The 16,783-nt window shown below is 46.0% G+C and carries 18 protein-coding genes; 10 read left to right on the top strand and 8 right to left on the bottom strand.

Features of this window, described 5'->3' with window-relative positions:
- Positions 1–29 precede the first annotated feature (29 nt).
- The 6 genes from rfaF to OGX86_RS14370 are packed head-to-tail and all read left to right on the top strand — an operon-like array spanning position 30 to position 6,356.
- Positions 30–1,076, top strand: a complete 1,047-nt coding sequence (gene rfaF / locus OGX86_RS14345; protein WP_071446339.1) for an ADP-heptose--LPS heptosyltransferase RfaF — start codon at positions 30–32, stop codon at positions 1,074–1,076.
- 3 nt (positions 1,077–1,079) lie between these two features.
- Positions 1,080–2,048, top strand: coding sequence for a lipopolysaccharide heptosyltransferase RfaC (gene rfaC, locus OGX86_RS14350; RefSeq protein WP_048227319.1), 969 nt, complete (start codon positions 1,080–1,082; stop codon positions 2,046–2,048).
- A 16-nt stretch (positions 2,049–2,064) separates the two neighbouring features.
- Positions 2,065–3,348, top strand: coding sequence for an O-antigen ligase family protein (locus OGX86_RS14355; protein ID WP_286640228.1), 1,284 nt, complete (start codon positions 2,065–2,067; stop codon positions 3,346–3,348).
- Positions 3,341–4,354, top strand: a complete 1,014-nt coding sequence (locus OGX86_RS14360; protein ID WP_168978713.1) for a glycosyltransferase family 2 protein — start codon at positions 3,341–3,343, stop codon at positions 4,352–4,354. The genes OGX86_RS14355 and OGX86_RS14360 overlap by 8 nt, the downstream gene beginning before the upstream one ends.
- A 1-nt stretch (position 4,355) precedes the next feature.
- Complete coding sequence (rfaQ, locus tag OGX86_RS14365; protein ID WP_168978714.1) at positions 4,356–5,411, top strand: lipopolysaccharide core heptosyltransferase RfaQ; 1,056 nt, start codon at positions 4,356–4,358, stop codon at positions 5,409–5,411.
- Positions 5,412–6,356, top strand: coding sequence for a glycosyltransferase family 8 protein (locus OGX86_RS14370; RefSeq protein ID WP_284106112.1), 945 nt, complete (start codon positions 5,412–5,414; stop codon positions 6,354–6,356).
- Between the two features lie 28 nt (positions 6,357–6,384).
- Here the strand turns inward: OGX86_RS14370 and OGX86_RS14375 are convergent, their stop codons facing one another.
- Genes OGX86_RS14375 through OGX86_RS14390 form a run of 4 tightly spaced genes read right to left on the bottom strand, consistent with a single transcriptional unit; the run spans position 6,385 to position 10,405 of the window.
- Positions 6,385–7,392, bottom strand: a complete 1,008-nt coding sequence (locus OGX86_RS14375; protein WP_149607895.1) for a glycosyltransferase family 8 protein — start codon at positions 7,390–7,392, stop codon at positions 6,385–6,387.
- A 48-nt stretch (positions 7,393–7,440) separates the two neighbouring features.
- Positions 7,441–8,460 carry a glycosyltransferase family 8 protein gene (locus OGX86_RS14380; protein ID WP_048227324.1) on the bottom strand — a complete coding sequence of 340 codons (1,020 nt, stop codon included), beginning with the start codon at positions 8,458–8,460 and terminating at the stop codon, positions 7,441–7,443.
- Between the two features lie 30 nt (positions 8,461–8,490).
- Positions 8,491–9,288 carry a lipopolysaccharide core heptose(I) kinase RfaP gene (rfaP, locus tag OGX86_RS14385; protein ID WP_048227325.1) on the bottom strand — a complete coding sequence of 266 codons (798 nt, stop codon included), beginning with the start codon at positions 9,286–9,288 and terminating at the stop codon, positions 8,491–8,493.
- A complete protein-coding gene (locus OGX86_RS14390) occupies positions 9,281–10,405 on the bottom strand; it encodes a glycosyltransferase family 4 protein (RefSeq protein WP_048227326.1) in 1,125 nt (374 codons plus the stop codon). Before OGX86_RS14390 ends, rfaP begins: the two co-directional genes overlap by 8 nt.
- A 424-nt stretch (positions 10,406–10,829) precedes the next feature.
- Between OGX86_RS14390 and waaA the strand changes: the two genes are divergently transcribed.
- Together waaA and coaD are read left to right on the top strand one after the other, a co-directional pair.
- On the top strand, positions 10,830–12,107 hold the full coding sequence (gene waaA / locus OGX86_RS14395; RefSeq protein WP_048215295.1) for a lipid IV(A) 3-deoxy-D-manno-octulosonic acid transferase: 1,278 nt from the start codon (positions 10,830–10,832) through the stop codon (positions 12,105–12,107).
- A gap of 8 nt (positions 12,108–12,115) precedes the next feature.
- Positions 12,116–12,595, top strand: a complete 480-nt coding sequence (gene coaD / locus OGX86_RS14400) for a pantetheine-phosphate adenylyltransferase (RefSeq protein WP_003024099.1) — start codon at positions 12,116–12,118, stop codon at positions 12,593–12,595.
- 38 nt (positions 12,596–12,633) lie between these two features.
- On the opposite strand, the gene mutM is transcribed toward coaD, so the two are convergent.
- From mutM to radC, 4 genes are all read right to left on the bottom strand, one after another.
- Positions 12,634–13,443, bottom strand: a complete 810-nt coding sequence (gene mutM, locus OGX86_RS14405) for a bifunctional DNA-formamidopyrimidine glycosylase/DNA-(apurinic or apyrimidinic site) lyase (RefSeq protein WP_003827288.1) — start codon at positions 13,441–13,443, stop codon at positions 12,634–12,636.
- A gap of 98 nt (positions 13,444–13,541) precedes the next feature.
- On the bottom strand, positions 13,542–13,709 hold the full coding sequence (gene rpmG / locus OGX86_RS14410; RefSeq protein WP_003024094.1) for a 50S ribosomal protein L33: 168 nt from the start codon (positions 13,707–13,709) through the stop codon (positions 13,542–13,544).
- A gap of 20 nt (positions 13,710–13,729) precedes the next feature.
- On the bottom strand, positions 13,730–13,966 hold the full coding sequence (gene rpmB, locus OGX86_RS14415; RefSeq protein ID WP_003024071.1) for a 50S ribosomal protein L28: 237 nt from the start codon (positions 13,964–13,966) through the stop codon (positions 13,730–13,732).
- Between the two features lie 276 nt (positions 13,967–14,242).
- The gene (gene radC, locus OGX86_RS14420) at positions 14,243–14,908 is read right to left on the bottom strand and encodes a RadC family protein (RefSeq protein WP_048227329.1); all 666 of its coding nucleotides are present in this window, start codon (positions 14,906–14,908) and stop codon (positions 14,243–14,245) included.
- A gap of 178 nt (positions 14,909–15,086) precedes the next feature.
- On the opposite strand from radC, the gene coaBC reads away from it, so the two are divergent.
- Together coaBC and dut are read left to right on the top strand one after the other, a co-directional pair.
- On the top strand, positions 15,087–16,307 hold the full coding sequence (gene coaBC, locus OGX86_RS14425; protein WP_286640248.1) for a bifunctional phosphopantothenoylcysteine decarboxylase/phosphopantothenate--cysteine ligase CoaBC: 1,221 nt from the start codon (positions 15,087–15,089) through the stop codon (positions 16,305–16,307).
- The gene (gene dut, locus OGX86_RS14430) at positions 16,285–16,743 is read left to right on the top strand and encodes a dUTP diphosphatase (protein WP_003827259.1); all 459 of its coding nucleotides are present in this window, start codon (positions 16,285–16,287) and stop codon (positions 16,741–16,743) included. The genes coaBC and dut overlap by 23 nt, the downstream gene beginning before the upstream one ends.
- The last annotated feature ends 40 nt before the right edge of the window (positions 16,744–16,783 follow it).

Here is a 16,783-nt window from a genome sequence, read left to right on the forward strand (position 1 = left end):
ACACAGAGACAGCTTGAAGGATGAAGTGAATGAAGATTTTGGTGGTTGGCCCGTCTTGGGTGGGCGACATGATGATGTCGCAAAGTCTCTATCGCACGCTCAAGGCGCGCTATCCCCAGGCGATAATCGACGTGATGGCACCTGCATGGTGCCGTCCGTTATTGTCGCGCATGCCAGAAGTCAACGAAGCTATCGCCATGCCGTTGGGGCACGGCGCGCTGGAGATCGGCGAGCGCCGTAAACTCGGCCACAGTCTGCGTGAGAAGCGCTATGACCGCGCTTATGTGCTGCCTAACTCGTTTAAATCAGCTCTGGTGCCATTCTTTGCGGGTATTCCCCATCGTACCGGTTGGCGTGGCGAGATGCGCTACGGTCTGCTGAACGATGCGCGCGTACTGGATAAAGACGCATGGCCACTGATGGTCGAGCGCTATGTGGCTCTGGCTTATGATAAAGGCGTGATGCTGACGGCCAAAGATTTGCCGCAGCCTCTGCTATGGCCACAGTTGCAGGTCAGCGAGGGTGAAAAATCGCTAACCTGTAGCCAGTTCTCCCTTTCAGCCGAACGCCCCATCATCGGTTTTTGCCCAGGTGCGGAATTTGGTCCAGCAAAACGCTGGCCACATTACCACTACGCAGAGTTGGCGAAGCAGTTGATCGATGAAGGCCATCAGATTGTGCTGTTTGGCTCAGCAAAAGACCATGAAGCTGGCAATGAGATCCTGGCAACGCTGAGCACTGAACAGCAAGCCTGGTGCCGTAATCTGGCGGGCGAAACACAGCTGGAACAGGCCGTCATTCTGCTCGCCGCCTGCAAAGCGGTCGTCACCAACGATTCTGGATTAATGCACGTGGCCGCAGCACTGAACCGTCCACTGGTCGCATTGTATGGTCCAAGCAGCCCGGATTTTACGCCTCCGCTTTCCCACAAGGCACGTGTCATTCGCCTGATTACGGGGTATCACAAAGTGCGTAAGGGCGATGCGGCAGAAGGCTATCACCAGAGCCTGATTGACATCACACCCCAGCGCGTACTGGAAGAACTCAACGACCTGTTGTTACAAGAGGAAGCCTGACGGATGCGGGTTCTGATCGTTAAAACGTCGTCTATGGGCGATGTACTGCATACGTTGCCCGCATTAACCGATGCGCAGCAGGCTATTCCGGGTATTCAATTTGATTGGGTGGTGGAAGAAGGGTTCGCTCAAATCCCCTCCTGGCATTCAGCCGTTGACCGGGTTATTCCAGTAGCGATCCGTCGCTGGCGTAAAGCCTGGTTTTCAGCGCCGATTAAAGCCGAGCGTAAAGCGTTTCGTGATGCGGTGCGTTTACAGAAGTATGACGCGATAATCGATGCGCAGGGTTTGGTTAAAAGCGCGGCGTTGGTGACACGTCTGGCACGTGGCATCAAGCATGGTATGGACTGGAGCACAGCCCGCGAACCGCTGGCGAGTCTGTTTTATAATCGCAAACATCACATAGCCAAACAGCAGCACGCGGTAGAACGTACGCGTGAATTGTTCGCCAAAAGTCTGGGGTATGCTAAACCGCAGTTGCAGGGTGATTACGCGATTGCGCAGCATTTTATGAATGAACATAAGGCTGATGCAGGCCAGTATGCTGTATTTCTGCACGCCACGACACGTGATGATAAGCACTGGCCAGAAGCCAACTGGCGGGAGCTGATTGGCCTGTTAAATAATACGGGCATCCGTATTAAACTGCCCTGGGGTGCTCCTCATGAAGAAGAGCGCGCCAAAAGGCTGGCAGAAGGGTTTCCCTACGTTGATGTCCTGCCGCGAATGAGTCTGGAAGATGTGGCTCGCATTCTGGCGGGGGCAAAGTTTGTGGTGTCGGTTGATACAGGATTGAGCCATTTAACCGCCGCGTTGGATCGCCCTAATATTACGTTGTATGGCCCAACGGATCCCGGACTGATTGGGGGATATGGGAAGAATCAATACACACAGCAAAGCCATTCCGGAAAATTGCAGGATCTGGATGCTAACTTAGTCAACATATCGCTAGTTGATAATAATTTGCTCTAACTTTAAGAGATGAACCATGCTTCGCCAACACATGTTTTCTCGCTTTATTTATAGTATAAAAAATAATCCATTCGATTTTATATACTTCTTATTTTACGCTGGGATCATGGCAACGCTTGCGATGGTGCTGGTCAATCCAGATGAAGCGCTGAAGGTATTTATTTTCTCCACGGCGCTATCTCTACCGCTTATAGGAAAAAATATAAAACATGTGTGCAGTAACAAACAAAACCTGGTTTTACCTGTTATGTTGTTGCTCTTCGGTTTACTCCAGATTATTTGGGTAGAAATATTTAAACAGCCAGGATCTGCTTTTACCGGAGCCTATAGGTCATACCAGAACGGTGGCAAAGTGATGATTTTTGCCGCACTGGTTATGACCGCTTTGGCATCGCGAGAGCCATGTGCCAACAAAACTCGCATCACCAGTATCTGGACGATTCTTACAGCAATAGGCCTGTATCTTTTCGCAGGCTACGAGGTCGCCGGGGCACCAGATATTATGACCTACCGTGTTGCGCTGGGCTTTGAACACCAAACCGGCACAGCCTACGCTCTGACGCTAATTGCATTATTAGCCTCTCAGGCCATTATTAATCTGCGTCTAAAACACACCGTTGCACTCTATCTGTTACATTTTTTGATATCGCTGGCAGTCATCATCACAACGCAAACTCGAGCTGCTATTTTGGTATACCCGATCCTGAGTGTCGGCCTATTCCTGATGTACTATCGTCACAACCGCACTATGCTATTAAGGGCACTGCTGGGTTTTGTAATACTGGTGGGGGCTGCTGCAATCCCCTTAAAACCAATCATTGAAAGCCGCTATCAGAACTTCCTGGTTGATCTGCACTCTTATAATCAAAACAATAGTAATACTTCTATCGGCGCGAGACTGGCGATGCAACGGGCAGGTATTGAAGCCGGGAAAGTGCACCACTGGGGACAGTCACTCGAACAACGCGGAGCAGAAATTCAGCGACTTGCGGTGCAGGACACCTCGCTGCAAGGGGCACTTGAGTTCATTAACGTCCACCTGCATAACGAAATAGTTGATACCTTCTCACTAAAAGGCATCCCTGGTGTTGTTGTGCTACTCTTGCTCTATACTGCCATGTTTTTAATAGCTTACTGGCAACGTAGTCCTCTGTTGTTCGTCGTCTCAGGCGCTATCGTAGTCTATGGCTTGAGTGATTTATTATTATATGCCAAAGGTGAAGCCCTGAGCAGCGTGCTGGCGTTATGTGTAGCAGCAGTACTGAGCTCGAGTCCAACAAGAGAACGATGCCATGGTTAACGCTTCCGGTTATTTACTGAGCATTATTATACCTACATACAACAACGCTGAACTCATCACAGCGACGTTGGCGTCTATACATCAGAGCATCACTGATGATGTGGAGATAATAATTGTTAATGATGGCTCTACGGATTTAACCGAAGAGCGTATAAATGCGTTTTACCGTGAAAAAGATTGTCATAATGTTAAATATATAAGTCAAAAAAATCAGGGTGTTGCAATCACCCGTAATGTTGGTCTTGCTCATGCGACAGGGAAATATATTGGTTTTGTAGACAGTGATGATATTGTCTGCCAGAATTATTTTACAATTCTCTTGCCTAAGTTAAGAGACGAAAAATATGACATCATCGAATTTAACTTAACTCGAGATATAAACAATTTGTATAAGAACGCGCCAAAAATGGAAAACAACATTACCCAGCGCGAAATAATCTTATCAGATGACAATTACGCCCCTCTATTACCAACATTCAAGGCAGGGCAATGGCATCTGATGACAAAAATCTTTCACCGCAATATCATTGGTAGCGATAAGTTCGAGGAACATCGTCGCTACGAAGACATGATTTTTTGCCCATTCCAGTATTTTAAATGCAAAAAGATTCTAAAAATCGAGAATAAGTTATATTACTACCGAGTAAACGATAAAAGTATTACCGAGAACATTATTGATAGTGACGCTGACAGCATCTTCTTTGCTATGCGAAAAATGTATAACTATATTAATGAAAATAGGTCCAAGCGTACTGTTGCGACATTTATGATTATCAATTGCTTTCTCGAAGGACGTAAACTTTTACGCAAGAAAAAAGGCTATTATCGCTATAGCGAGAGTATGCTAAATGACATTCAGAATGCACTTGCATGCTGCGATACGAAAATCGTTAAGAAGAAAATAATTCTGAAGATGAAATATCCCCATATCGATCGTTCTATTTCTGAAACAAGATATAAGATAATATCTGCTTGCAAAAGCTTATTCTTGCGAAAGGGATTTTAACATGTTTGAAAAAGTTGACCGGATTCTTATTTGCAAGCTCAAGTTTTATGGGGATGTTCTGCTAACTACGCCTGTCATTGCCAGCATTCGGGCACGTTATCCACAAGCTAAGATCGATCTGTTGCTCTATAAAGATACCAAAGCAATCTTAGCTGCCCATAAAGATATCAATAATTTTTATCTGATTGAGAAAAAGCAAGGCCTGCTGTCAACAGTGAAAAATTACCTTTCAGTACGTAAACAACTGAAAAAAAATCACTACGACCTGATCGTTAACCTCACCGAACAATGGCCGATCGGCGCTCTTATAGCGTCTTTGCGTTGCCCTTCAATTGCTTTTGAGCGCGAAAAAGATCAGTGGAACCGACTTTTTACGCGAGTAACGCCATCCATTGGAACACATATTGTTGAACAAAATTTATCTATTCTAAAAGGTATCGGGTTTAGCGAAACAGAACTGAAGAAAGAGATGTCTCTTTGTTATCGCCCTGACGACTATCAACATTTAGTTACCCTACTCCCGGAATTGCCTTCACAAAAATATGTCGTTATTCAACCCACTGCCAGACAAGAGTTTAAATGCTGGGACGATGAAAAATTTGCGCATGTTATAGACCACCTTCATCGGCGTGGTCTGCATGTTTATCTTACCTGTGGGCCAGCGCTAAGTGAGCAGCAGCAGGTTCAGCGCATTGCTGAACTGTGTCAATCTTCCCCTGATCTGACGCTGGCAGGTAAAACCACCTTTTTGCAGTTGGCTGCATTGATCGATCATGCAGTTCTGTACATTGGCGTCGATTCTGCTCCTATGCATATGGCAGCGGCACTAAGTACACCGCAGGTATGCCTGTTTGGCGCCACCAATTATCAACAGTGGAAGCCATGGTCAGATAAAGCTTTATTGATTTGGGCTGGCGATTATCATCCGATGCCTTCTCGAGATAAACTCGACAGATCTAAAAAATATCTAACATGGATACCGGAGCAAGCTGTGATTGACGCTATCGATAAGGTACTTCATGATAGTGACAATATAAAAGGTAATGAGAAAGCATAAATGGACAGCAAAAAAAACGTTATTAACATTGCTTACTGTACAGATGCCAATTATCTGGAATATGTAGCAGTGTCCATTATGTCTGTCATAATGAACAACCCGGGGCAAGATCTGTCATTCTTCGTCTTTGTCTATGACGTTACAGATGAAGAAATCAATAAACTGCGTTCTACCAGTGATAAAATTCAGGTTATCAATATCGATAAGGAAGAGATTGAAAAGTATAACAATGACTTTGCAATCAAACACCTGAACCGTTCAATCTATATGCGATTAGCGGTCCCACGACTGCTTAGGGATAAGGTAGAGTCTTTTATCTATTTAGATGCAGACACACTGTGCTTCGACAGCATTCATGAAATTAATAACATTGACATTAGTGAAGTTATTTGTGCCGTCAGTCATGATTCGCTTGATAATAGTAGCAACAAAAATGCGAAACGATTAAATTTAACGACAGATTTTTATTTCAACTCCGGATTTATGTATATTAATATCAAAAAATGGACTGAACATAATATTGAAATAAAAGCCAACCAAATATTGTTCGATCGGGTCAAAAATCTCCCTTATCCGGATCAAGATGCTCTGAACATTGCTATTAATGGCAATGTTAAATTTATTGATAAAAAATGGAATTTTTTATTTAACTGGTTTACTGAACAACAGAAAGAGACCTTCTTTTTTCAAAAAGATACTCTACCACGTATTATCCATTTCACCGGTGGAAGGAAACCCTGGTATAAAGAACACACTGGGCTTTCACAGCAACTTTATCTTTTCTACCATCATTTCACGCCATGGCGAAATACTGAACTACGGTCTTATGCTCCACGTATGAGGCCTACTGATTATCGTGTTTACTCACGTCAGGAAGCCCAAAAGGGAAATTACTGTGCCTCTCTCAAATGGTATATGAAATACCTTAAGACTAAATTACGTTAATAAAAAACTCCCTTACGGGAGTTTTTTATTATTTTTTTAATTTTTCACGCAAATAACCAATATAACTGATTACTGAGGCGAAATACTTCCCTTGTAACCTTTCATGGCGTGACTTCTTTTTGTACTGTTTTGGCGTTCTGGCAGGTAGCAGTGGAACTGTCGCCCACGGAGAAGCCTTCCAGGCTTCAACAAAGTACTGTGCTGAAGGATAGTTAGCCCATGAATTCCAGGGTTTAGTTACACCAACATAATGAATAAGAATAGTGTCATTGGTGATGTATTCTTTATATCGAGAAGTATCTTTACTCTTTAACTCTTGTTTAATGCCATATATTGCATCGTAGATTCTAGGTAGAAAAATGGTTTTCCCTAAAAACATAATATTCAAAACATCCTGATCAAGAAACGCAAATTTCTTGGTTTTATCCAACAGAATAGAAAATGCTTTAGCGAAAAACTGTTGTTCCTTCCACTTCTTTAAATTAGCAAAAATAACACCAGCATTAAAATATTGCTCAACAAATTCCGGAACGTTAAGTCGAGTGGCAGCGTATGAACGACTGTCATCAATATCTTGAATAACTGCAGCCACATGATGCTCAAACTGAATTTTTGTTAATTCAATCAACGACCCTTTACATACCACATCGGCATCTATATATAATAAATTATCAATTTTTTCACTAAGATACTCAAATGCAATAAACCTAAAATAGGTCGCATAAGACCACGCATTCCCGCATGGCAAAACCTTTAATCCTTCAGCATTCATCACATAAACAGTTATATTCGTTGAATACTGCTTTGCTAATATTTCTAATTTTTGCTGATAGTCTGAGTCAATATAATCAGTAAAAAGATGAAAATGAATATTGATATCTTGATTATGTAGTAAAACGGACGACATCGAAACCGCCGCGCCAAACATAAAGTTCTGATCAACCCCCCAGGCGATATTGAGCTGTGGGTTTTGTTCTTTTGGAGCACCAAAGAACTCAATGGTATCCTTGATAGACTGATGACAATCAAAATTCATGTACTACACCTTTTCAATATGCTATCTGACAATTATATGCACAACTAACTAGTGTGACCGTGCGTTATGTAGTTTATTTTTTATATACATTACATGACTAAGCACCGAACGGATATATTTACGTTGTACCCTTTCATGCCGTGACTTGCGTTTATATAGTTTTGCCGTATTTGCATTTAATAAAGATTTTTCCGCCCATGCTGATTTTTTATAGGCATCTATAAAAAACTTGGCTACCGGGTATTTGGCCCATGAATGCCATGGTTTAGTAACACCGACATAGTGTATTAATACCGTATTATCGGTGATGAAATTCTGATATAATTTATCATTCTTATTTTTCAATTCCTGATCCACACCATAAATACAGTTAAAATCTCTTCTCAGGAAAATAACATTACCGACAAACAAGATGTTCAGCACATCCTGATCAAAATAAAGAAGCTCTTTTTGACGTTTGTCTAAAATGGAAAATGCTTTAGTCAACAGCTGCTGTTCACGCCACACTTCGAGATTGGCAAATACCACGCCAGAGTTAAAGTAACCGTTACTCAGTTCAGGAATGCCGAGCCTGTTGCCGGATTTAATACGCACATCATCGATATCATTGATGACAGCCGCATATTCCCCACAGAAATTAATCTCCGTAAGCTCTTGCAATGAACCTTTACAGATAACATCGGCATCAAGATACAGTACAGAGCTTAGCTCCGTACTTAAATATTCAAATGCAAGATAACGATAGTACATCGCATAAGTCCATGATTTCGTACTCGGTAGTTCACGAAATACCGCGTTATCGAACACAAGAACCGTCACAGTCGTACTATACATTTGGGTCAGGCGTTTTACACTCTCCAGATAATCGTCATCTATATAGTCTGTTGCTATATAAAAGTGAATATCAATATCTGGGTTATTCACTAATACTGAGGTCATTGAAATGCCAGAGCCAAATAAAAAATTACGGTCGACACCATACGCAACACTTAGTTTTTTACTCTTCTCATGCGTAGAGCTGTCTATGACGTATTTTTGAGTAACTAACTTCTGGAAATCAATGTTCATAATAAAATGGCCTCAAACTTTATGTGTGATTTATAGCGCTTTTCTTATTGTTCTTTGTCTTATTTTTTGCGCTTTTGTGACAGCCTGTTCAAACAACCTGACTTCCTGACGAAAGATTTCACGTAGTGGCATCGAAAAATAGACACGTAAAAAACGGTAGATATCTCTGGACGTCAGACCGATCTCAAGTGAAGAGAAATAGAGTCCGATCAAGTCCTTGTCTCGCCAGCGGCGCGGTACATGTTGACGAATTTGTGCACGATGCAGATCGATTACGGAAAGTTTGATATCCGCAATATTTTCTGGCATCGGTTGTTGGAGTAAAAAATGGCAAATATAGCAATCCCGATGATTTACTCCACCCCGATGCATTTTACCCACCATTTCTGCCACACGGGTAATAATGGTCCGTTTTAATACAAAATCAGGACGCTCAACTCCCCACCCGGCACAAAAATCTTCAAGGCTGATGGCGGGAGAAAGGTCCTCAGTGATGATAAACGAGGTTCGCTCTAACGGATTCAGACCTTTTTGACCAAATGCAACCCCTGTCATAGTATCAACATTCAGTTCTTTTAAGCGGTGAATCGCCAGCCACTCACGGTCGGCACCCAGTACAGGCATACGCAGAGATATAAGGTTCTTCACCACTTCTTTAAGCGTGGTTCCATGATGATATTTAAGAAAATAACCCTTTCCCATCATCTCAAAACGTAGGGTACGCCGTGTTTCCAGAGCGCGAAAAACCTCACCATCCAGCTTAGTGACTTCAGTAAACGGGTCTTTTCCTTGCCACTGCGTGGCAAATGGTTCTTTTAATTCAATCATTCTTAGGACCTAAAATGATATCTGCAGCTTTATCTGCCAGGCTGTAGAGATCTTCTGTATCAGCAAAATGCCGCGCGTTCCCGGCCCAACGGCTTCTCTGCTCATTATTTTGCAGCGCATCGAAAAGTGCTGTATTCAGATTTTCCTGCTCAAAAGGTTCAGGAATCACCACCCCACATTGTGCGGCGTTGATATAACCCGCATAGCCGCAAACTTCGGTAGTTAATACTGGTAGCCCGGCAACTACAGCTTCTAGCAAGACAATACCGGCAGCTTCCTGTACAGCGGGGTGAAGTAATAAATCAGCAGCAGACATCAATTCTGCGACATCGTCTCGCCCCGAGAAGAACTGCACTTGTTCTTCAACCCCCAATTGACGAGCCTGAGCGCGATAGCGATCGGCCTTATCCTGACCAACAACCATCAATCGCGTGCGGTGGCGGATGACATCAGGCAAAGAAGCCAACGCCTGTAATGTTCTTGGCACGCCTTTGCGTTTGAAATCGGAACCTACCTGTAAGAGTAAGTACTGATCGAGACCAATACCGTTTTTTTCTCTGACAACCTGCCGGCTGTTTTCAGGTTGTTGGCTGTACTTTCGGTCAGGATAGATTCCTGGTGGCAGGATACAAAAACGCTGGCTCTCAGTTTGGTAATGATGTTTGAAGTCACCAATTTGCTTATCGGTTAACATCAAAAGCGTAGTGCCGGCACCCCGCTGAAATACAGCTTGTTCAAATGCAGAATAGTGTCGGTACCTGCTAGTCAATTTGTAGAAAAAGCCTTTCTCGCGGGCGACCTTTTCTGCATAGCAAACGTCCGCAGCGTAATACACATCCAACCCAGGCATTTTATTAAAACCAACGACACGATCGACGGGATGTTGAGTTAAATAATTCTGAACCCACTGATAATATTGCTCGTTTTTCCCATGATTCGTTCTGGATGTGACGGGGACGAGTATAATCTCCAGCCCTTTCGGACGCTCGCCCTGCCATGACTGGGTAAATACCTGAACATGATGGCCACGAGAAGCAACCGTCAGCGCTACCCGCAAGAAATCACGTTGTAACCCACCATAGGGAAAATACTTGTACAAACAAAAAGCAATATTCATGCATTAATATCCGCATCGCGTCGCCGGGCATGTCAGGTTTGAAGCATCAGAATCGTGTAATCCTTGCCTAAAGCATCCAAAGATGACTTTCTGTGCTTTCGAAACGTTTCTGCCCGCTAGCTACCTGAAATTGCGCAGTAGTATATCATTTATTATCACGCATTCCGAAATGAATATTTTTTGAACAAAATACAAAATAAGCCATGAAAAACATACAGATAAAAAAGAAACCAGTTCATCAGAAAACGTACACCGCACAAGAGGTTAAGACATATAAATGCGGCCATGTGCATTTTTGAAATAGCCATCAGCGAAATCAGTCCCTCACCAATTCCATCGTTTTGATACAACCTGGATAAAAATGATGGTAAAGCCATAGTTAAATACATAGAATCCCCAGCACATTCATAAGTCAGCTACCATTATGCTCGAATTGCTTTACACCGCCCTTTTCTACCTTATTCAGCCTTTGATCTGGATACGGCTTTGGGTGCGCGGACGTAAGGCTCCGGCCTACCGTAAACGCTGGGGCGAACGCTACGGCTTTTATCGCCGCCCGCTAAAACCTGGCGGCATCATGCTTCATTCAGTTTCTGTGGGCGAAACGCTGGCTGCAATCCCATTAGTTCGCGCTCTGCGACATCGTTATCCCGACTTGCCGATCACGGTAACCACCATGACGCCAACCGGTTCCGAGCGCGTACAATCTGCTTTTGGTACTGACGTTCAGCACATTTATTTGCCATACGATTTACCGGATGCCCTGAACCGTTTTCTGAATAAAGTTGACCCTAAACTGGTGTTAATTATGGAAACCGAGCTGTGGCCAAATCTGATCGCGGCACTCCATAAGCGCCACATTCCTCTGGTCATTGCCAACGCACGTCTTTCTGCTCGTTCAGCCGCTGGTTATGCGAAATTAGGTAAATTTGTTGGCAGACTACTGCGTCGAATTACGTTGATTGCCGCACAAAACGAAGAAGATGGCGCACGTTTTATTACGCTTGGCGCCAGAAGCAATCAGGTCACCGTTACTGGCAGCCTGAAGTTTGATATATCCGTCACGCCACAACTGGCCGCAAAAGCGGTGACATTACGTCGTCAATGGGCGCCTCACCGCCCGGTATGGATTGCAACCAGCACCCACGACGGCGAAGAAAGCATCATCATTGCCGCCCATCAGGCGTTATTAAATCAGTTCCCGAATCTTTTACTGATTCTGGTCCCCAGACATCCAGAACGGTTCCCGGATGCCATTAACCTCGTACGCCAGGCTGGACTAAGCTATACCACTCGTTCTTCGGGTGAAGTTCCATCATCAGGTACTCAGGTTGTGATCGGCGATACCATGGGTGAGCTGATGTTGCTGTATGGCATTGCCGACCTTGCTTTTGTCGGCGGTTCACTGGTTGAACGTGGTGGACACAACCCGCTGGAAGCGGCAGCGCATGCTATTCCGGTGTTGATGGGACCACATACGTTTAATTTTAAAGATATTTGCGCCCGTCTCGAACAGGCAAGCGGATTGATCACCGTCACCGACGCAGCTACGCTGGTGAAAGAGGTCTCTTCTTTACTGACCGATGCAGATTATCGTAATTTTTATGGCCGTCACGCAGTTGAAGTTCTGTATCAAAATCAGGGCGCGCTACAGCGTCTGCTGCAACTGCTGGAACCTTACCTGCCACCCAAAACGCATTGAGGCAAGTCATGCAAAAACGGGCGATTTATCCAGGAACCTTTGATCCTATTACTAACGGCCACCTCGATATCGTGACGCGTGCGACAAGCATGTTTGATCACGTGATTCTGGCAATAGCCGCAAGTCCCAGTAAAAAGCCGATGTTTACTCTGGAAGAGCGCGTTGAGCTGGCACAACAGGCAACGGCGCATCTTGGCAATGTGGAAGTGCTGGGATTCAGCGATCTGATGGCAAACTTTGCCCGTGATAATCAGGCGAACATTCTGATCCGTGGCCTGCGCGCGGTAGCCGATTTTGAGTATGAAATGCAGCTGGCTCATATGAACCGCCACCTCATGCCACAGCTGGAAAGCGTTTTTCTGATGCCATCTAAAGAGTGGTCATTTATCTCATCGTCACTGGTGAAAGAAGTTGCCCGCCACCAGGGTGACGTGACGCACTTTTTGCCGGAAAACGTCCATCAGGCGTTAATGAGTAAACTGAAGTAATGCACCTGGCCGGATGCTACATCCGGCCAGCAATGAAACTATTTCTGACAGCGACGACAATAGAACGTTGTACGCTGGGCGTGTTTTGTCGCAACAATCGGTGCGCCACATGCGCGGCAAGGTTCACCTTCTCTCCCATAGACCTGCAGCTCCTGGGCAAAATAGCCAGGCTTACCGTCACTTTGCAGAAAGTCCTTCAGCGTCGTCCCGCCCTGCTCGATAGAACGCAGCAACACCGCCTTGATAACGCGTACCAGCAATTCACACTCATCTTTCGACAGCGATGACGCAAGACGGTCAGGATGAATCCCAGCCGCAAATAGCGACTCGCTGGCGTAGATATTACCCACACCCACCACCAGCTTGTTATCCATCAGCCAGGGTTTAATCGCCGTTTTCTTCTTCGCACATTTCTGCTGTAGATAATTGGCGTTGAAATCGTCGCTCAGCGGCTCAGGGCCAAGATGAGCGAGGACATTATGTCCATCCAGTTCTTTAGTCCACAGCCAGGCGCCAAAGCGACGGGGATCGGTATAACGCAGAACTTTGCCGTTGCTCATCACTAAGTCAACGTGGTCGTGCTTGTCTGCCGGAAGCTCTTCAGGAAGGATACGCAAGCTACCCGACATCCCCAGATGAATGATTATCCAGCCATCCGCCAGTTCTAGCAGCAGGTATTTCGCGCGCCGCTGTACGCTGAGGACAGGTTGATCACTCAGACGATAGATTTCCTCAGATACTGGCCAACGCAAACGACCGTTACGCACCGTCGCGTGCATAATCGTTGCCCCCACCAAATGCGGCTCAATACCACGGCGGCTGGTTTCGACTTCAGGTAATTCAGGCATAGTATCTCCGGCGGTATGTCAGGTCTCATTAATATGGGGACGGCCAGAAAACAAAAAACCCCGCCGAGGCAGGGTTTTTCTTTACATCAAAACGAAAATTATTTGATTTTCGCTTCTTTGTATAAAACGTGCTGACGAACAACTGGATCGAACTTTTTCAGTTCCAGTTTTTCCGGCTTAGTACGTTTGTTCTTCGTAGTGGTATAGAAGTGACCAGTACCAGCAGAAGAAACCAGCTTGATTTTCTCACGAATACCTTTAGCCATGATTTATTTCCTCTTAGTACTTAGTACTTTTCGCCACGGGCACGCAGTTCAGACAGAACTGTTTCGATGCCTTTCTTATCAATAACACGCATACCTTTAGCAGATACACGCAGGGTGACAAAACGCTTCTCGCTCTCAACCCAAAAACGGTGAGAGTGCAGGTTAGGCAGGAAACGGCGTTTAGTCGCGTTCAGTGCGTGGGAACGGTTGTTACCGGTCACCGGACGCTTGCCAGTAACTTGGCAGACTCGGGACATGTCTATTCTCCAAAAATCAAATTAGCTCGAGCTTCGTATGGGGTATTGGCGCCTCGTCAGGCTTCTCAGCCCGGTTATCGCAGTTCAATACACTTAATCTTTCAATGTTGCCTCGTCATTGGACGCAACAAGAATGATTTTGCGTATTTGCGAACTCTCGATTGCCAGGCCCAAATGCCAAACCCGAGATTCTCAAAGGTGGCGTAGTATACGCTGAGTCAGCGATGTGCTCAAGTCCCGAACAGACAAAGATCCCGATGGATCGCGTAAAGTGCGTTAAATCCAACCGCGTTCCGCAAAAGAAACGTACTCTCCGCGCCCAATGACCAGATGATCAAGCACCCGGATATCCATGAACTGACAGCATTTCACAACACGCTCGGTGATGAGTTTATCTGCTTTACTCGGCTCTGCACACCCCGAAGGGTGATTATGCGCAAGGATCACCGCAGAAGCATTCATTTTTATCGCTTCACGGACAATTTCTCTCGGATGCACCTCGACATGGCTAAGCGTACCGGAAAAAAGTTTGCTGTGTTTAATCACGCGATGTTGAGAATCCATAAAGATCACCAGAAAGATCTCGCGTTCCTCTTGCGAAAGCTGGCTTTGCAGAAATTCACGCGCCATTTCCGGACTAAGTAGAGCCCGCTCCTCTATCATTCGCACGTTGTAGTAGCGTCTTGCCAGCTCCGCAATCCCCTTCAACTGTGCGTACTTCGCGATACCGATTCCCTGAACATAGCTAAAATCCATGTAATCAGCAGACAGCAGACCATACAGCGACTCAAAATGCTGAAGCATCTCTTTCGCCAGCGTAAGCACATCTTTACCCTGCATGCCGGTACGTAAAAAAAGAGCCAAAAGCTCAACATCGGTCAGAGAACTGGCCCCCTGCGCCAACAGCTTTTCCCGGGGCATCATACTTCCTGTATTTTCCATGCTTCACCCTCCTCTCACGTCCGCATAGTGGCATAACACCGACGGTGATTCGACGCGTTGTTTTCACTTCTTCGTAGCGCCTCGCAAAGTGGAGTACGGTCAAAAGCACGACAAATTGCGGATTGTGATAAAATATCCGCCTTCTGGTGAAACCCAACACCCAACAGGAAAGATCATGATGAGCCTGGCCGGTAAAAAAATCGTACTTGGTGTCAGTGGCGGTATTGCTGCGTACAAGACCCCTGAGCTGGTGCGTCGTTTACGGGAACGCGGCGCTGACGTCCGCGTGGCGATGACCGAAGCGGCAAAAGCATTTATTACTCCCTTGAGTTTACAGGCGGTTTCAGGTTATCCCATTTCCGACAGCCTGCTTGACCCCGCAGCCGAAGCCGCTATGGGCCACATTGAGCTGGGAAAATGGGCCGATTTGGTCATCCTGGCACCCGCTACAGCAGACCTGATTGCTCGTGTCGCCGCAGGTATGGCCAACGACCTGGTGTCAACGATTTGTCTGGCAACGCCTGCTCCTGTTGCTGTACTGCCAGCCATGAACCAGCAGATGTACCGCGCTGCCGCGACCCAGCACAATCTGGGTATTCTTGCCTCACGCGGTTTGCTCATTTGGGGTCCTGACAGCGGTAGTCAGGCATGTGGTGATATCGGCCCTGGACGTATGCTGGATCCGTTAACGATTGTGGATATGGCGGCAGAACATTTTTCACCTGTCAACGATCTGCAACATCTCAACATCATGATTACGGCGGGCCCGACGCGTGAACCGCTTGATCCCGTGCGTTATATTTCCAACCACAGTTCCGGGAAGATGGGGTTTGCGATCGCGGCCGCTGCCGCAAAGCGCGGTGCAAACGTCACACTGGTATCGGGTCCGGTTTCGTTATCCACACCACCATTTGTTCAGCGGGTTGATGTGATGACCGCGCTGGAAATGGAAGCCGCTGTGCAATCTGCGGTTCAACAACAGCATATTTTTATCGGTTGCGCTGCAGTCGCTGATTATCGAGCTGAAACTGTCGCCCACGAAAAAATAAAAAAACAAGCGACGCAGGGTGATGAATTAACAGTAAAAATGGTCAAAAATCCGGACATTATCGCCGGTGTTGCCGCACTGGATGTTAACCGTCCTTTTGTCGTTGGGTTTGCCGCCGAAACAAATAATGTGGAAGAATATGCCCGGCAAAAACGCATCCGCAAAAACCTTGATGTGATCTGTGCGAACGACGTTTCGCTGTCAACTCAAGGGTTTAACAGCGATAGCAACGCATTACACCTTTTTTGGCAGGATGGAGACAAAGTCTTACCGCTTGAGCGTAAAGAACTCCTGGGCCAATTATTACTCGACGAGATCGTGACCCGTTATGATGAAAAAAATCGACGTTAAGATTCTGGACCCGCGCGTAGGGCAACAATTTCCGCTCCCGACGTACGCCACTTCTGGTTCTGCCGGACTTGACCTGCGTGCTTGTCTTGATGACGCCGTAGAGCTGGCGCCGGGCGCAACAACGCTGGTGCCAACCGGGTTAGCTATCCACATTGCCGATCCTTCTCTGGCAGCGGTAATGCTCCCGCGCTCCGGGCTGGGCCATAAGCACGGTATCGTGCTAGGCAATCTGGTTGGTTTGATTGATTCCGACTACCAGGGCCAACTGATGGTGTCCGTCTGGAACCGTGGTCAGGACAGCTTCACTATTGAGCCGGGCGAACGTATCGCGCAGATGGTATTTGTACCGGTCGTGCAGGCTGAATTTAATCTGGTGGAAGAGTTTGAAGCCACCGATCGTGGCGAAGGTGGCTTCGGCCATTCCGGGCGCAAGTAACCCGCAGAAAAGTATCCCATAGCGTAATAACGCAATAACA

Source organism: Citrobacter sp. Cpo040, from assembly GCF_030332915.1.
Classification (GTDB): domain Bacteria; phylum Pseudomonadota; class Gammaproteobacteria; order Enterobacterales; family Enterobacteriaceae; genus Citrobacter; species Citrobacter portucalensis.

What these genes read in the sequence shown, in the direction of transcription:
- OGX86_RS14375 (WP_149607895.1), bottom strand. Translation starts at nt 7,392, where the DNA reads ATGAATTTTGATTGTCATCAGTCTATCAAGGATACCATTGAGTTCTTT.
- dut (WP_003827259.1), top strand. Translation starts at nt 16,285, where the DNA reads ATGATGAAAAAAATCGACGTTAAGATTCTGGACCCGCGCGTAGGGCAA.
- OGX86_RS14360 (WP_168978713.1), top strand. Translation starts at nt 3,341, where the DNA reads ATGGTTAACGCTTCCGGTTATTTACTGAGCATTATTATACCTACATAC.
- radC (WP_048227329.1), bottom strand. Translation starts at nt 14,908, where the DNA reads ATGGAAAATACAGGAAGTATGATGCCCCGGGAAAAGCTGTTGGCGCAG.
- OGX86_RS14355 (WP_286640228.1), top strand. Translation starts at nt 2,065, where the DNA reads ATGCTTCGCCAACACATGTTTTCTCGCTTTATTTATAGTATAAAAAAT.
- OGX86_RS14390 (WP_048227326.1), bottom strand. Translation starts at nt 10,405, where the DNA reads ATGAATATTGCTTTTTGTTTGTACAAGTATTTTCCCTATGGTGGGTTA.
- coaD (WP_003024099.1), top strand. Translation starts at nt 12,116, where the DNA reads ATGCAAAAACGGGCGATTTATCCAGGAACCTTTGATCCTATTACTAAC.
- coaBC (WP_286640248.1), top strand. Translation starts at nt 15,087, where the DNA reads ATGAGCCTGGCCGGTAAAAAAATCGTACTTGGTGTCAGTGGCGGTATT.
- rpmB (WP_003024071.1), bottom strand. Translation starts at nt 13,966, where the DNA reads ATGTCCCGAGTCTGCCAAGTTACTGGCAAGCGTCCGGTGACCGGTAAC.
- OGX86_RS14370 (WP_284106112.1), top strand. Translation starts at nt 5,412, where the DNA reads ATGGACAGCAAAAAAAACGTTATTAACATTGCTTACTGTACAGATGCC.
- rfaF (WP_071446339.1), top strand. Translation starts at nt 30, where the DNA reads ATGAAGATTTTGGTGGTTGGCCCGTCTTGGGTGGGCGACATGATGATG.
- mutM (WP_003827288.1), bottom strand. Translation starts at nt 13,443, where the DNA reads ATGCCTGAATTACCTGAAGTCGAAACCAGCCGCCGTGGTATTGAGCCG.
- waaA (WP_048215295.1), top strand. Translation starts at nt 10,830, where the DNA reads ATGCTCGAATTGCTTTACACCGCCCTTTTCTACCTTATTCAGCCTTTG.
- rfaQ (WP_168978714.1), top strand. Translation starts at nt 4,356, where the DNA reads ATGTTTGAAAAAGTTGACCGGATTCTTATTTGCAAGCTCAAGTTTTAT.
- rfaC (WP_048227319.1), top strand. Translation starts at nt 1,080, where the DNA reads ATGCGGGTTCTGATCGTTAAAACGTCGTCTATGGGCGATGTACTGCAT.
- OGX86_RS14380 (WP_048227324.1), bottom strand. Translation starts at nt 8,460, where the DNA reads ATGAACATTGATTTCCAGAAGTTAGTTACTCAAAAATACGTCATAGAC.
- rfaP (WP_048227325.1), bottom strand. Translation starts at nt 9,288, where the DNA reads ATGATTGAATTAAAAGAACCATTTGCCACGCAGTGGCAAGGAAAAGAC.
- rpmG (WP_003024094.1), bottom strand. Translation starts at nt 13,709, where the DNA reads ATGGCTAAAGGTATTCGTGAGAAAATCAAGCTGGTTTCTTCTGCTGGT.